Below are 14,452 nucleotides of genomic sequence, written 5' to 3' on the forward strand. Positions count from 1 at the left end.
TGTATGTCACTATATCGTTAGGATTCATCCCTTTAAACTCATCGACTGTTTTTGCAAGAATATGTGCAAGTATACTCTTGTTCCCTAAAATCCTTTTGGCATTCTCATCATATTGTGCCTTATCCCTAGCAGAATTAACTGCATTTTTCATTTCTGTATTCAAGCCTAGATCACCCCTTTGCATTTCTTTGTATAATTATATGATAAAATAAATATCTAAGCAACTAATTTAAAATTAAAAAAAAGAGGAATGAACTTAATTTTTAAGCTTATTCCTCTTCTAAACATTTTATAATTTATAATGCTCATTATGTATGATCGCACGCTGGCGGTCATAACTGCGATGTATAGACTAATCCACATTTTTTGTGGAAACAAGCAAAAAGATTACCCGACAGCCTGAGCCACCAGATAATCCTTATACTTTATTTTACCCAATACCCCTAATTCTCTTCCTTCATTATATCCTCAGACATAATCCTTAGCATCTTCTCCAAAGTTTTGTTTTCCTCCGGAGTAAAGCGGTTTTCCAGTTTCTCCATAACTTCTTTAAGATACTGGTAACTAATATTATAATAGTCAATATATTTTTTTGTAACTTCCAGATAATATATCCTTTTATCCTCTTCTGACTGTACCTTATTAAGATAACCCTTCTTCACAAGATTATTTATCTTGTCTGCTGCATTTGCCGAGGAAAGACTGGTAAAGCTTGCAAACTCGCTTACTGTAGGCTTTCCTAACGCATGGATAATCTCCATACAAAAGGTTTCCACCGTAGTCAGAGTTGCTTCCCTATCTCTCCATTTCTTAAATACTTCTTTGTAAAAATGCATCTTAAATTTTGTATATACCTTATTAAAGGAGTCATATAGCATTTTCTGTCCACCTCCTGACTTTAATAACAGTATACCAATTTTATTTTTCTATTGCAAATGTAAGCTCTGCCTCTGCTGCCACCTTGCCATCCACAAGGGCTGTAGCAGAGCCGATACCCACACTTCCCTTTCTCTTTATAATCTCGCAGCGAAGCTCAAGTACATCCCCCGGTACAACCTGTTTCCTAAATCTTGCTGACTTAACTCCTCCAAAGAATACAAGTTTTCCTTTGTTTTCTTCTTCAGAAAGCAAAGCCACAGCCCCTGTCTGTGCAAGAGCCTCAAGTATAAGTACTCCCGGCATTATAGGATTTCCCGGAAAATGCCCTAAAAAGTGCATTTCGTTAGCCGATACATTCTTCTGACCAACTGCCCTTACACCTTTCTCAAGCTCAGTTATCTTATCTACCAGTAAAAACGGATATCTATGTGGAAGTATTTCCATTATTTCACGAGAATTTAACTCCATTTAAGCCTCCTCATATTTCTTAAACACAACAGTTGCATTATGTCCGCCAAAGCCCAAAGAATTAGACATAGCTATCTTGATTTCTTTATTCCTTCCTTCATTCGGAACTATGTCAAGGTCGCACTCCTCATCCTTTTCCCTGTAGTTTATGGTAGCAGGCACGAAGCCCTCTTTTAAGCCAAGTACTGTTATTATACCCTCAACCACTCCGGCAGCTCCTAACATATGTCCTGTCATAGACTTTGTAGAACTAACCATCAGCTTATCTGCATCTGCTCCAAACGCAAGTCTTATAGCCCTTGTCTCACATTTATCATTAAGCGGAGTTGAGGTTCCATGTGCATTTATATAATCCACATCCGATGTGGAAAGCTTTGCATCAGCCAAAGCAGACTTAAAGCAGGCTGCCGCTATACTTCCGTCTTCTACAGGAGCTGTAATATGGCTTGCATCACAGGTAGCACCATAGCCCACTACCTCAGCGTATATCTTAGCACCTCTTTTTAAGGCATGGGAAAGCTCCTCTAGGATAAGTACTCCTCCTCCTTCTCCCATGACAAAACCGTTTCTCTCCTTATCAAAAGGAATAGAGGCTCTGTCAGGCTCTTTGGATTTGCTAAGCGCATTCATAGAAGCAAAACCGCCTATTCCAAGTTCTGTTATAGTAGCCTCACTTCCTCCGCACAGCATAAGCTCCGCATAGCCATCTCTTATATGCCTGAATGCATCTCCTATTGCATTGGTTGAACTTGCACAGGCTGTAACAGGTGCAGTACACATGCCATGAAGCCCGAAAGCTATTGCTATCTGCCCTGCGGACATATTTGCTATTATCATAGGTATGAAGAAAGGTGAAATCTTCTCAAAGTTTCCCTTTTCATGTCCCTTTATAGTTTCCTTTTCTATTGTATCTATACCACCGATACCGCTTGAAAATACTACTCCAAACCTGTTTCTGTCAACATTTTCAAGCTCTATACCGCTGTCAGCCATAGCTTCTTTAGCAGCTACAAGAGCAAACTGTGTTACCCTGTCCATTCTTCTGACTTCTTTTTTGTCCAAGAAATCCTCCGGATTAAAGTCTTTTACTTCTCCGGCCATGCTTATCTTTTTATCTGTAGTATCAAAATGTGTGATCTCCGCAATTCCGCATTTCCCGGACTTTACCGACTGCCACATAGTTTTTATGTCATTTCCGATAGGTGTAACTGCTCCAAGACCTGTAATTACAACCCTTCTCATATACTCATACCTCCGTCTGCACAGATTACCTGACCTGTGATATAGTTACTGTCTTCTCCTGCTAAAAATGAAACTACCGAAGCTATCTCCTCCGGTTTTCCCATTTCCTTAAAAGGAATACCGGCAATAACCGCTTCTCTTGCCTTATCAGACATCGCTTTTGTCATGTCTGTTTCTATCATACCGGGAGCAACGGCATTTACATTGATTCTTCTGCCTGCAAGCTCTCTAGCAAGTGACTTGGTCATGCCTATAACTCCTGCCTTGGTAGCAGAATAATTCACCTGTCCCACATTACCCATAACACCGACTACACTGCTTATATTAACTATCTTTCCCGACTTCTGCTTAAGCATTATTTTAGATGCTTCACGCATCATATAAAAACTGCCTTTTAAGTTTACATCTAAAACTGCATCAAGGTCTTCGTCTTTCATCTTCATAAGCAGGCCGTCTTTAGTAATTCCTGCATTATTTACAAGCACATCCACACTGCCAAACTCAGCCTGAACCTCTTCTATCCACTCTATGCAGGCTGTGCTGTCTGCTACATCTACCTTGTAAGATTTAACTTTTACTCCTGCGCTTTCACAAAGTTTTACTGTTTCTTCCGCAAGTTCAGGATTACTGTTATAGCTAAATGCTATGTTGAATCCGTCTTTTGCAAGCCTTACACAGATTGCCTTACCTATGCCCTTGCTGCCTCCTGTTACTATGGCTGTTTTATTCATACACTCTCCTTTAATCAGTCTTTAATCAATATACTTCAATTAAGTTATTTATAGTATATTTACTATATTATATCTATCTTATATTATCTCTAACAATATATTGACTACAACCTTTTATCTAATTACATTAATAACTTTTTCCAGATCTTCCTTATTCTGAATGGTCAGAATATCTACCTTAGCATCCAAAGCCGCCGCTGTCTTTTTTACAAAGCCTGAGAGTACATTGCCCGGTCCTATCTCTATAAAGCTATCAAAGCCTTCGGCTATCATAGTTTTCACACAGTCTTCAAAGTGGATTGCACTCTGAGCCTGAGCTGCCATAATCTCTTTTAAGTTATCACCATGTTTATAAAGTTTCCCTGTCAGGTTAAGTGCCAAAGAAAGCTTAGGCTCATTAAAATCCATTTTTTCAAAATAAGCGGTCAGCTTGTCTCCTGCTTCCTTAAGCAGCTTTGTGTGAAATGGAGCGGTTACATTAAGTCTTATGCATCTCTTTGCACCTGCTTCTTTAAGCTTTTCTTCCGCTTTGGTTACAGCAGCTTCTTCACCACAGATTACATACTGCCCTGCACAATTATAGTTTGTAACTTCTACAAAGCCTTCTGTTTCTTTGCAGATATCTTCAATCTTGCCTGCTTCCAAGCCAAGCACAGCGCTCATTACCGTGGACTTGCCTTTTGCCGCTTCCTCCATAGCCCTTCCTCTGAAAGCTGTAACAGAAATATAAGATTGTAAGTCAAATACTCCTGCCGCATACAATGCTCCATATTCGCCAAGACTCAGTCCTAACGCTCCGGCAGGCTGTATTTTGTTTTCTTTAAGCACTTCGGTAACTCCTGCTGCAAAAGCTGACATACAGGGCTGAGTATATCCGGTTTTAGCAAGAGTAGCATCATCTCCGTCAAACATAAGGCTTTTAAGGTCAAAATCAAGCTCTATACTATCTATAATCTTCTTAAAGGTGGGATAGGCTTCATATAAATCAGCGCCCATTCCCACTTTTTGGCTGCCTTGTCCTGCATATAAAAAACAGATTTTACTCATTATATTTCCTTTCGAAACTTCATACTGTTAAACAAAGTTTTACTTTATATCAAAACATTCTACTGTTGTAGATTTTTAATGACTTCCTTGTATTCTCTATCCATCGACTCGAAAATTTCACTTAGAGTTCTGATTTCGGTAAGACCGCCGGCTACCTGTCCCGCCATAAGTGAGCCGTTCTTCATATCTCCGTCAAACACAGCTTTTCTAAGTGCACCGAGGGTAAAATGCTCAAGCTCCATCTTATCCTTTCCTTCTTTTTCAAGTCTTACATATTCTCTGGACATTTCATTTTTAAGAATTCTTACCGGTGTTCCGGCTATTCTTCCTGTAACCACGCTGTCATTATCTCTCGCATTTATAATTGCATTCTTATAATTCTCATGAATAGGGCATTCCTTAGATACCAAAAGGCAGGTTCCAAGCTGTACCCCGCTTGCTCCGAGTGCATAGGCAGCGGCAAGCTGACGGCCTCCTGCTATACCACCGGCAGCAATTACAGGTATACTTACTGTATCCACTACCCTAGGTACAAGAGCCATGGTTGTCATCTCCCCTACATGGCCTCCGCTTTCGGTTCCCTCTGCTATAATAGCATCTGCTCCCATATCTTCAAGTCTTTTAGCGAGCATTGGACTTGCCACAACTGGCATCACAAAAACTCCGTTATCCTTCCAGTCTTTCATGTATTTCTTAGGCATACCTGCACCTGTAGTAACTATCTTTACTTCTTCTTCAAGTACCACCGCTGCAAGCTCATCTATCTGAGGGTGCATAAGCATAAGGTTGACACCGAATTTACCCTTAGTAAGCTCTCTGCATCTTCTTATATTTTCACGCAACATCTCAGGATTCATACCTCCTGAACCTATAAGACCAAGTCCGCCTGCTTCTGTCACTGCCGCAGCAAATTCTCCTGTAGCAACATTAGCCATACCCCCTTGTATAAACGGGTACTTAATTCCTAAAATCTCGTTTAGTTTCTTCATAGCCTTCCTTTCCTAGCTCTGAATTTATTTTGTTAAATATTTATCAAATTTCAAATATTCCTGCACTCCAAGTAAGTCCTGCACCGAAGCCCACACAGACTATCTTCATTCCTGCCTTTAACTTTTCACTTTTAAATAAGTCATCAAGGGCAAGTCCTATGCTTGCTGCCGAAGTGTTCGCATATTCTCCTACATTTTGATAAAATTTATCTTTCTCTCCTTCATAATTTCTCTTTACAAATTCAATAATTCTTGCATTTGCCTGATGGCAGACCACATAATCTATATCACTCATATCAAGCCCTGCCTGACAAAGCACTTCGTCTATACTTTGTTTTATAACTTTTACGGCAAACTTAAATACCGACTGCCCCTTCATTTTTAAGAAACTGTCCTTTGAGCCCACACCGCCACAAATTAAATCTTCATCATTTCCATCAGAATATGAGAGGATACAGGATATGCCTTCCTTATCTTCAAGCTTTACTAAGGCTGCTGCTGCTCCGTCTCCAAAGAGTACGCAAGTGCTTCTATCACTAAAATCAAGTATTTTGGACATTTCTTCACTTCCAATTACCAAGGCATATTTACCCTGCATTTCATTTAACAGGGCTTTCGCATTCTGCAAGGCATACATAAAACCGCTGCAGGCAGCACTTAAATCATAAGCCATTACATTTCCTTTAAGTCCCAATGCTTTTCCGACCATACAGGCTGTGCTTGGAAATGCATAATCACCGCTTGTGGTTGCAACTATAATAATTCCTATTTTTTGAGGACTGAATTCACTGTCTCTTTCAATCCCTCTTTTTACTGCCTCTTTAGCCGCTTCTACAGCCAGACTGTTACAACTTTCTTCTTCACAATAATATCTTTTTTTAATTCCTGTTCTTGTTGCTATCCATTCATCAGAAGTATCTACTATCTTAGATATATCCTCATTTGTAACTAATTTTTTAGGCAAAGCCTTACCTGTTGCCACAAATCTAAGTATTCCCAAGTTCACCTCCGTCTAAGCCTTTACAGCTCTTTTCTTCTTATCTATTTCTCTAAACTTTTTATATCTATTCTTTACAAGGCTGTCTGCCTTTTGTTTTCTAAGTTCTGTCAGCTCTTTATAAATCATTTCATCCATATTTATAATAAGCTTAGTTCCTTCTTTAACTATTCCATCTATAATGCCATAGTCAAGAAGTTCACCTGCTGTCAGTTTCATAAGCTTTGCCGCTTCATCCGCCCTCTTACTGTCCTTCCAAAGTATGGAAGCAAAGCCTTCAGGAGAAAGTATGGAATATACTGCATTTTCAAGCATAAACACCTTGTCTGCTACAGCAATTCCCAATGCTCCTCCGCTGCTGCCCTCACCTGTAATGACTGATATTATGGGAACCTTCAGTCCACTCATAAGTGCAAGATTTTCTGCTATTGCATTCGCCTGTCCATTAGCCTCTGCCATAAGTCCCGGATAAGCTCCCGGAGTATCTATAATGGTAATTATAGGTCTGCCAAATTTCTCAGCCTGCTTCATAAGCCTTGCAGCCTTTCTATAACCTTCAGGAGAGGCCATACCAAAATTGCAGGCTATGTTTTCTTCGGTTGTACTGCCCTTCTTATGTCCTATAACAGTTACAGGAATATCATGAAATAGTGCTATTCCTCCAAGTATAGCACTATCCTCACCCGATATCCCATCTCCTTTAAGTTCAATAAAATCATCAAACAGAAATTCTATATAGTCATTTATTTTTAACCTGTCCTTATCCCTGGCTAACATTACCCTCTCATAAGGACTTTTAATATTTTCTTTCATTTATTATTTTCTCCGTAAGAGATTATTTTGTATTATGATACAAGTGTCAAAAGTATAAAAATTCGATGCAAGCTTGCTTGCAAGAGAATTTATTATCTTTTGACACGCAAAAAATATGAGTAAGTAGCCATTTTTTGCAAAAAAATGAGCGGATTACGAATATTTTTGCAAGGATTGCGAGAAGCGAAGCTGTAGCAATCCTGTATTAAGTATCATGAAGCCTTAAAACTTTTGAAAGCCATTCCTTCATGTTTTTTCGCTCCACAACAGCATCAAGCCTGCCATGTTCAAGTAAAAACTCTGCCCTCTGAAAGCCCTCAGGCAGCTTTTCCCCTATGGTCTGCTCTATTACTCTGGGACCTGCAAAACAGATAAGAGCTTTCGGTTCTGCTATGGTTATATCTCCGAGTGAAGCAAAACTTGCACTCACACCCCCTGTTGTAGGATTGGTAAGTACAGAAATAAAAAGCCCGCCATTCTTCTTGAATCTCTCAATAGCTGCGGCAGTCTTTGCCATCTGCATAAGAGAGAATATACCTTCCTGCATTCTTGCACCGCCGCTTGCACTGAAAATAACCAACGGAAGCTTTTTCTTCTCAGCATATTCAGCTAACCTTGCTATCTCTTCACCTACCACAGTACCCATACTTCCAAGCAGAAATCTGCTATCAAGCACACCTACAGCTGCAGTAACTCCGCCTATTTTGATAATCTCTGTAACTATAGCATCATTCTGTCTTGTTTTCTCCCTATTTTCTTTCAGCTTTTCATCATAATCGGGAAAATCTATGGGATTAATAGATTTTAGCAGTTTAAAATGTCTCTTTACCTGCATTTCATCAGATAACATACCCATTCTCTGCATAGGGCTAAGTGGAAAATAATGCCCACACACTGGACAAACTCCCAGCTCTGTTTTAAGCCTTTCCCTTGCTATCTCATTTTCACAGGATGGACATATTATTCCTTCTCCTGTTTTATTATTACTTTTTTCTTTTCTTGCTCTATTAAGAGCATTTAAATTGTCTTTTCTTCTTGAAAATATCTGTGCTATTTTCATATTCACTTTCCTTGCCTGTTACAACCATATTAAGGCTATACTATTTTTTCAATATTATCTTTATTCTTTTCATAAAAGCCGGTATTATACTGTCCTGCAATAAAATCAGGCTGATAGGTTATCATATACATCAGCTCACTGTTTGTCTTAATTCCATCAATGATAAGTTCCTCTAAAGCTCTCCTCATTCTCCTGATGGCTTCAAGTCTTGTATTTCCATGTACTATAATTTTAGCAAGCATTGAATCATAATAAGGACTTACTTCATAACCCTCAAACAAATGACTCTCAACCCTTACTCCGTATCCTGCCGGAAAATGAAGACAGGTTATCTTGCCGGTAGACAGAGCATTTATCCTGCACTCTATTGCACTTCCTTTTAAGCTTATATCCGACTGCTTTATGGATAACTTTCTTCCTGCTGCTATATTTATCTGCTCTTTTATAATGTCAACACCTGTAACCATCTCTGTTACAGGATGTTCCACCTGCACTCTGGTATTCATTTCTATGAAATAAAAATTTCCTTTGTCATCGGCTATAAATTCAACCGTGCCCACGCTGTTGTAACCTGCCGCCTTAGCAGCTCTTACCGCCATATCTCCCATCTTCTCACGAAGTTTCGGTTTCAAAAACCAGGATGGCGATTCTTCAAGCATTTTCTGGTTATTCTTCTGTATGGAACATTCTCTTTCACCAAGATGAACTACATTGCCTTTTTTATCAGCCATAATCTGAATTTCAATATGGTGAGGATTTAGTACAAGTTTTTCAAGGTAGATACTGTCATTGCCAAAGGCAGCCTTTGCCTCGGCCTTTGCACCGGCATAGGCACTTACAAGTTCTTCCTTAGAAAATGCCCTTCTCATACCCTTGCCGCCGCCTCCGGCACTTGCCTTTATAAGTACGGGATAGCCTATGTCTTCCGCTATTCTTACAGCTTCTTCCTCGCTGTAAATAAGCTCCTTAGAGCCCGGCACCACAGGTACCTTTTCAGCCATCATAAGGCTTCTTGCCGCCTGCTTATCTCCCATCTTTTCTATGATTTCTGCTGAAGGTCCTATGAAGATAATGCCGTTTTTTTCACATTTTCTGGCAAAGTCAGCATTTTCAGATAAAAATCCATAACCGGGATGAATAGCATCACATTCGGTCTTAAGTGCAGTTTCTATCAGGATATCTCCGTTTAAATAACTCTCTTTAGCTCCTGCGGGACCAATGCATACAGCCTTGCCGGCTAACATAACCGGCAGAGACTCTTTGTCAGCTTCAGAATAAACCACAACACTTTCTATATTCAGCTCTCTGAGACATCTTATTATACGGACTGCTATTTCACCTCTGTTTGCAATCAGCACTCTTTTAAACATCTGTTTCCTCCAACAAAAACAGCACCTGATTATATTCTATCATTTTGCCATCTTCTGCCCTGATTTCGACTATTTTCCCCGAAAATGGTGCAGCCAGCTCATTCATAATCTTCATAGCTTCTATAATTCCAAGTATGTCACCCTTTTTCACCACATCACCCACTGCTACATACGGTTTTGCTTCAGGTGAAGCTGAACGGTAAAATGTGCCCACAAAAGGAGCTTTTATCTCTTTATAGTCAGAACTTGCTTCATTTGTCTCATTTTCTTCCATGAAGTCGTTTTTAGTTATTACCTGCTGCTTTATTTTACCGGTCTTATCCTCTGTGCTGATAACTTCCATAGCCTTCTTAAGTTCAAGATTATCTCCGCCAAGACTTAGCTTAAGCTCGCTTAACGAAGATTTTTCAAACCTGTCCCAGACCTCATAAATATCTTTAATATCCATAGATTGTTTCCTTTAAGTTTAATCTTCTTTTGCATTATCTATAAAGTTTACTATATCCTCTACAGTCTTAAATGAAGCAAGCTTATCCTCGTCTATGGTTATTCCGAACTCTTCCTCAAGTGCCATACCAAGCTCAACCGCATCAAGTGAATCAAGTCCGAGATCACTTTCAAGGCTTGCACTTAATTTAATCTTATCTTCATCAATATTTGCTGCATTTACAATTACTTCTTTTACTTTTTCAAAATTCATTTTTCTTTACCTCGTTTAATTTAGTTAAATTTATTTAGATAAAATTATCAAGCTTTTTATATCATTGTTTTGGATTAATGTCAAGAAAATATTTTTTGAACAAAATATGAACAAAAAAACAGCAGACTGTTTCAATCTGCTGCTTGCTTACATTCGTTTTGATTGTTACAAAAAGATTTATTCAATACATCCTTAAATTCACACATTTTTTCTAAAATATACTTACAAGCCTGTTCAAATATATTAAAATTATCCATCTTCCTTTTTTAAACGAACCTCCACCTCTATATGTATTTACGACACAGGTAAACTTTTGAATACATTTGTGACATTCAAATTGATATATTATTTCTAATAAATCGTAACCAGTACATTTCCATTTGCTTCCAAAATCTGCTTATAAAAATCTATCATTTCCTTAAAAGAAACATAAATTTCTTTTTTTATTCCTTCCACATCAACATTTTTATCCCAGATATCAGGATAAAGATCAGCTTTTTTGCAGGCTTCCATACTGAAATTTTCTAAAGCTGCGTCTATATCAAAATTTTCTAAAGCAGAAATTATATCTGCAACCCTGTCTTTTTCTATGTAGGCAATAAATTCAGATACTTCTTCAAGCGAAGTTACACCTACAACCGCCTCGCTTAAAGGGTTCCCTTCTATAGGCTCTGAACTGTCTACACCAGTTAGCACAAAATGAAGCACGTCCCACATCTTGTCTATATCAAGCAAAATCTCTGCTTCTTCATTCCAGTCCTCAACCGCTTCAAATATTTCGTCTTCTTCTCCGTTAAAATGTTTCATTTCATTTAAGTCTTGATTATTTAAATATTGATAATTTGCTATCATTCCCATTTTGTTTTCCTCCACAAGTTAAATTTTACTTCTCTGATTAAAACTTATAAGTTGCATAAATACTGTTCTGTCCTTCTGCCTTTTTAAAACCGGCAGCAGTATAGATTGCTATATCCTCTAAAGCATCCACATCAACCAGTACAATCATCTGATGTGGTCTGTTTAATTCGATTGCTTTTACAAGGAGTGCAAGTTCATAGCCCTGATATCTGTACTCAGGCTTCACAAAGATGTCATATGGCTCATTTGTTTCAAAACTATATGTAACATCCAGATAGCCCTGTACCTGACCATCTTTTATTACAAGCAACACTCTAAAACGGTCTTTTGCCGAAAGAACTCTTTCTGCCGTCCAATATGTTGCTGTGCTATGAAGCTCACAGTACTGTTCTTTCCATTTTTCAGTATATAATTCTATACTGCTTGTATCCACGTTCAGCACCACACCGATATGAACCATCTTTTGCTGTTCCTTATCAAAAACAGCCCCTTTTTCTTTTAAGGGTTGGCATAATGCAAAGTTTTTCGGATTAATAACAAAATCTGCCTTATAACCTCTATACTTATTTTCCATATACAAAAGCATTTCTCTAAAAGCTTCTTTAGTTTTTGTAAATCCGATAAGCATCTCAATATACTTTTCATCCGGAACAATAAGCCATACAAAAATTCCTTTTATCGCTCCGTTTTCAAGAACTGCAAATGAATATTCAGCCTTCCTTTTTAATGCACCATAGAGATTATCCTTGTCATACGCAAAATGTGGATCATAATATGACGGATTATCTGCCAGTTCTAAAATAAAGTTCGAATATTCTTCAAAAGATTTGATTTCTAAAATTTCCATTGATGCCTCGTAAATTTCATATTGTCTTAAATTTAGGGGTTATTTTTCAGTTATAACGCTAATTCTTTTACTATTTTTTCAAACTCATAAAACAAATCAATATACTTTCGTCTCTTTCTCTTGCCTCAGTCAAAGCTTTTAGTGAATTACAAAAAGATTCAAACCTTCTCTTAAATTTCTCGTCCATATTGCCTTATATCCTCCAGTAAAAGCTCATTTTTGCAGTCATCCATATTGACTATGTCTATACTATAAAGCGTTGGCAATTCCTCTACTTTTTGTATAAGCAAGTCAATATCGTTAACTCCCGATACAGCTATATCTATATCACTTCTTTCAAGTGCTGTCTCCTTTGTCCTTGAACCAAACAAAATCACTTCTTTTGCATTAAACTCTCTGCATAATTTTGCTACTGCTTCTATCACATCTTCTACTTTCAAATTATCACCTTTCTGCATACTCAAATAAGTAGTTCCATTAGTTCATCATCAGAAAATACAGTATTTTCATACAGTTTTTAGTTATCTTATCCTCAAATTATATATACTTATTACTTTAATTTTATACACTATTCTATCGGCAGTCAATTATTAAATTGATATGAAACCGCAGTATTTTTATAAAATACTGCATTTATGGCAGGCTTGTAATAATTAGCATAAAGTCTTATAATTATAAATAACTTAAACCATCTATCACAATATAGAAAGGAAAATATGAAAAAAATTGATTTACATGTACATTCAGTTTTCTCGGACGGTTCAGAAACCACGGAAACTCTTGTCAGACTTGCCGTAGAAGCAAATCTTTCCGCCTTCGCCCTAACCGACCATGATACTACTGATGGCTACAAGTCCTTGTATGAAGCTGCAAGCAAACATAATGCAGGTCTTCCTCTTGAAGAACAATTAGAGGTACTGCCCGGAGTAGAGATCTCAGCAGCCTACAAAGACAAAGACATCCATATTTTGGGGCTTCTTGTCGATCCTGAAAATACAGAATTTAACTCTCTGTTAAAATCTGCTGAAAAAGAAAGAATAGCCAGAAATATCAAAATGATTAATAACTTAAAAAAAGCAGGCCTTGACATATCCTACGATGAAATAGTTGCCTTATCTCCTGATTCAATCATAACAAGGGCACATTTCGGAAAATATCTTGTGGATAAAAAAATAGTGAATGATTACCCTGCCGCTTTTGAAAAATACTTGGGCGATGATACTCCTTACTATGTAGCAAGAAATTTCACAAGTCCAAAAGATGCAATTGAAGGTATAATTAAGGCAGGCGGAATACCTGTCCTTGCCCATCCTATAATATATAGGCTTCCTGTTCCTGAACTTGAAAGCCTCGTTGATAACCTTATAAGTTATGGACTTAGAGGCATAGAAACCATCTATTCAAGCCACTCTAAGCAGGATGAAAATTATGTAAGAGGACTTGCTAAACGAAAAGGACTTATAATTACAGGCGGCTCTGATTTCCATGGAAAACCAAAGCCGGCTATAAGCATAGGTGTAGGAAGAGGAAATCTCAATATTCCTTATGAAGTCCTTGAAGAATTAAGAGCTGAACAGCGTAAACTTGCTGCCTCATAAGCCATAATTACCTGTTTTGCAAGCATGGAAGTCGTAACAGCTCCTACCCCTCCCGGAACCGGAGTACAGGCTGCTGCTACGGCTTCTATATCATTTATATCTACATCACCGCAAAGTTTTCCGTCTTCATCTAAATTAATTCCCACATCCACTACAACTGCCCCATCAGCCACATAAGTCCTGTCAATCAGCTTTGCCCTGCCACAGGATGCAACAAGAATTTCTGCATTTTTAGCCGTATTTTTCACATCTTCCGTCAAACTGTGACAAACTGTTACAGTAGCATCATGACTTATAAAAAGTAGAGCGAGAGGTCTACCTACTACATTGCTTCTTCCAATTATAGTAACTCTTTTTCCGCTAATTTCAATTCCGGAAAATTTCAACATTTCTATAACTCCTGCTGCAGTACAGGGAGCAAAAGAATTTTTATCTCCTATCATTATTCTTCCTAAATTTGTAGGACTGATAGCATCCACATCCTTAGCAGGATTTATTGTATGAATTAATTTGTCTTCATCAAGATGCTTTGGAAGCGGTCTTAGCAAAAGTATACCATCTACATTATCATCATTATTTATTCTGTTAAATTCAGTGTAAAAGACTTCTTTCTGTACATCCTCATCAAAATGTATCTCTTCATGTAAAATCCCAACCATCTCCATTCTCCTTATCGCACCTTTTTGGTACGAAAGGTCATCAGGCTTTTCTCCGACTCTTATTATTACAAGTTTGGGTAGTCTTTTACCGCTTAGTCTAAGTTCTTCTAATTTATATTTAAGCCTTTCAGTAATATGCCCTGCTACTTCTTTTCCACTTATAATTTTCATTATTTTCCCTCAAAAAAACCTAC

At 37.9% G+C, this 14,452-nt stretch carries 17 protein-coding genes; 1 reads left to right on the top strand and 16 read right to left on the bottom strand.

Annotated features, from left to right (window positions below):
• Positions 1 to 443: 443 nt before the first annotated feature.
• From ACTTKP_RS03310 to ACTTKP_RS03380, 15 genes are all read right to left on the bottom strand, one after another.
• Positions 444 to 878, bottom strand: coding sequence for a MarR family transcriptional regulator (locus ACTTKP_RS03310; protein WP_442552481.1), 435 nt, complete (start codon positions 876 to 878; stop codon positions 444 to 446).
• Positions 879 to 918: 40 nt separating this feature from the next.
• Complete coding sequence (gene fabZ / locus ACTTKP_RS03315) at positions 919 to 1,347, bottom strand: 3-hydroxyacyl-ACP dehydratase FabZ (RefSeq protein WP_023355674.1); 429 nt, start codon at positions 1,345 to 1,347, stop codon at positions 919 to 921.
• Entirely contained in the window at positions 1,348 to 2,589 is a 1,242-nt protein-coding gene (gene fabF, locus ACTTKP_RS03320; RefSeq protein ID WP_442552482.1) for a beta-ketoacyl-ACP synthase II, read from the bottom strand.
• A complete protein-coding gene (gene fabG, locus ACTTKP_RS03325; protein ID WP_442552483.1) occupies positions 2,586 to 3,320 on the bottom strand; it encodes a 3-oxoacyl-[acyl-carrier-protein] reductase in 735 nt (244 codons plus the stop codon). The genes fabF and fabG overlap by 4 nt, the downstream gene beginning before the upstream one ends.
• Before the next feature lie 114 nt (positions 3,321 to 3,434).
• On the bottom strand, positions 3,435 to 4,367 hold the full coding sequence (fabD, locus tag ACTTKP_RS03330; RefSeq protein ID WP_442552484.1) for an ACP S-malonyltransferase: 933 nt from the start codon (positions 4,365 to 4,367) through the stop codon (positions 3,435 to 3,437).
• Positions 4,368 to 4,426: 59 nt separating this feature from the next.
• A complete protein-coding gene (locus ACTTKP_RS03335) occupies positions 4,427 to 5,356 on the bottom strand; it encodes a DUF561 domain-containing protein (protein WP_442552485.1) in 930 nt (309 codons plus the stop codon).
• A 43-nt stretch (positions 5,357 to 5,399) separates the two neighbouring features.
• A complete protein-coding gene (locus ACTTKP_RS03340; RefSeq protein ID WP_442552486.1) occupies positions 5,400 to 6,356 on the bottom strand; it encodes a beta-ketoacyl-ACP synthase III in 957 nt (318 codons plus the stop codon).
• Between the two features lie 12 nt (positions 6,357 to 6,368).
• Complete coding sequence (gene accA / locus ACTTKP_RS03345) at positions 6,369 to 7,166, bottom strand: carboxyltransferase subunit alpha (protein ID WP_442552487.1); 798 nt, start codon at positions 7,164 to 7,166, stop codon at positions 6,369 to 6,371.
• A gap of 205 nt (positions 7,167 to 7,371) precedes the next feature.
• Entirely contained in the window at positions 7,372 to 8,226 is an 855-nt protein-coding gene (accD, locus tag ACTTKP_RS03350) for an acetyl-CoA carboxylase, carboxyltransferase subunit beta (protein WP_442552488.1), read from the bottom strand.
• 35 nt (positions 8,227 to 8,261) lie between these two features.
• The gene (locus tag ACTTKP_RS03355; protein ID WP_442552489.1) at positions 8,262 to 9,596 is read right to left on the bottom strand and encodes an acetyl-CoA carboxylase biotin carboxylase subunit; all 1,335 of its coding nucleotides are present in this window, start codon (positions 9,594 to 9,596) and stop codon (positions 8,262 to 8,264) included.
• The gene (accB, locus tag ACTTKP_RS03360; RefSeq protein WP_442552490.1) at positions 9,589 to 10,044 is read right to left on the bottom strand and encodes an acetyl-CoA carboxylase biotin carboxyl carrier protein; all 456 of its coding nucleotides are present in this window, start codon (positions 10,042 to 10,044) and stop codon (positions 9,589 to 9,591) included. Before accB ends, ACTTKP_RS03355 begins: the two co-directional genes overlap by 8 nt.
• An 18-nt stretch (positions 10,045 to 10,062) precedes the next feature.
• Positions 10,063 to 10,296: an acyl carrier protein gene (gene acpP, locus ACTTKP_RS03365; RefSeq protein WP_023355684.1), complete on the bottom strand. Its 234-nt coding sequence runs from the start codon at positions 10,294 to 10,296 to the stop codon at positions 10,063 to 10,065.
• A gap of 351 nt (positions 10,297 to 10,647) precedes the next feature.
• Positions 10,648 to 11,154 (bottom strand): YfbM family protein, encoded by a 507-nt coding sequence (locus ACTTKP_RS03370; RefSeq protein WP_442552491.1) that lies wholly within the window; start codon positions 11,152 to 11,154, stop codon positions 10,648 to 10,650.
• A gap of 37 nt (positions 11,155 to 11,191) precedes the next feature.
• Positions 11,192 to 12,001 carry a GNAT family N-acetyltransferase gene (locus ACTTKP_RS03375; protein WP_442552492.1) on the bottom strand — a complete coding sequence of 270 codons (810 nt, stop codon included), beginning with the start codon at positions 11,999 to 12,001 and terminating at the stop codon, positions 11,192 to 11,194.
• 170 nt (positions 12,002 to 12,171) lie between these two features.
• Positions 12,172 to 12,459 (bottom strand): nucleotidyltransferase family protein, encoded by a 288-nt coding sequence (locus ACTTKP_RS03380; RefSeq protein WP_442552517.1) that lies wholly within the window; start codon positions 12,457 to 12,459, stop codon positions 12,172 to 12,174.
• Positions 12,460 to 12,717: 258 nt separating this feature from the next.
• Between ACTTKP_RS03380 and ACTTKP_RS03385 the strand changes: the two genes are divergently transcribed.
• A complete protein-coding gene (locus ACTTKP_RS03385; RefSeq protein ID WP_442552493.1) occupies positions 12,718 to 13,599 on the top strand; it encodes a PHP domain-containing protein in 882 nt (293 codons plus the stop codon).
• Here the strand turns inward: ACTTKP_RS03385 and ACTTKP_RS03390 are convergent.
• Positions 13,545 to 14,429 (bottom strand): bifunctional 5,10-methylenetetrahydrofolate dehydrogenase/5,10-methenyltetrahydrofolate cyclohydrolase, encoded by an 885-nt coding sequence (locus ACTTKP_RS03390; RefSeq protein ID WP_442552494.1) that lies wholly within the window; start codon positions 14,427 to 14,429, stop codon positions 13,545 to 13,547. The two genes, ACTTKP_RS03385 and ACTTKP_RS03390, sit on opposite strands and share 55 nt — an antisense overlap.
• Positions 14,430 to 14,452 lie beyond the last annotated feature (23 nt).

It is taken from the genome of Catonella sp., assembly GCF_052169795.1.
In the GTDB taxonomy this organism is placed as follows: Bacteria; Bacillota; Clostridia; order Lachnospirales; family Lachnospiraceae; genus Catonella.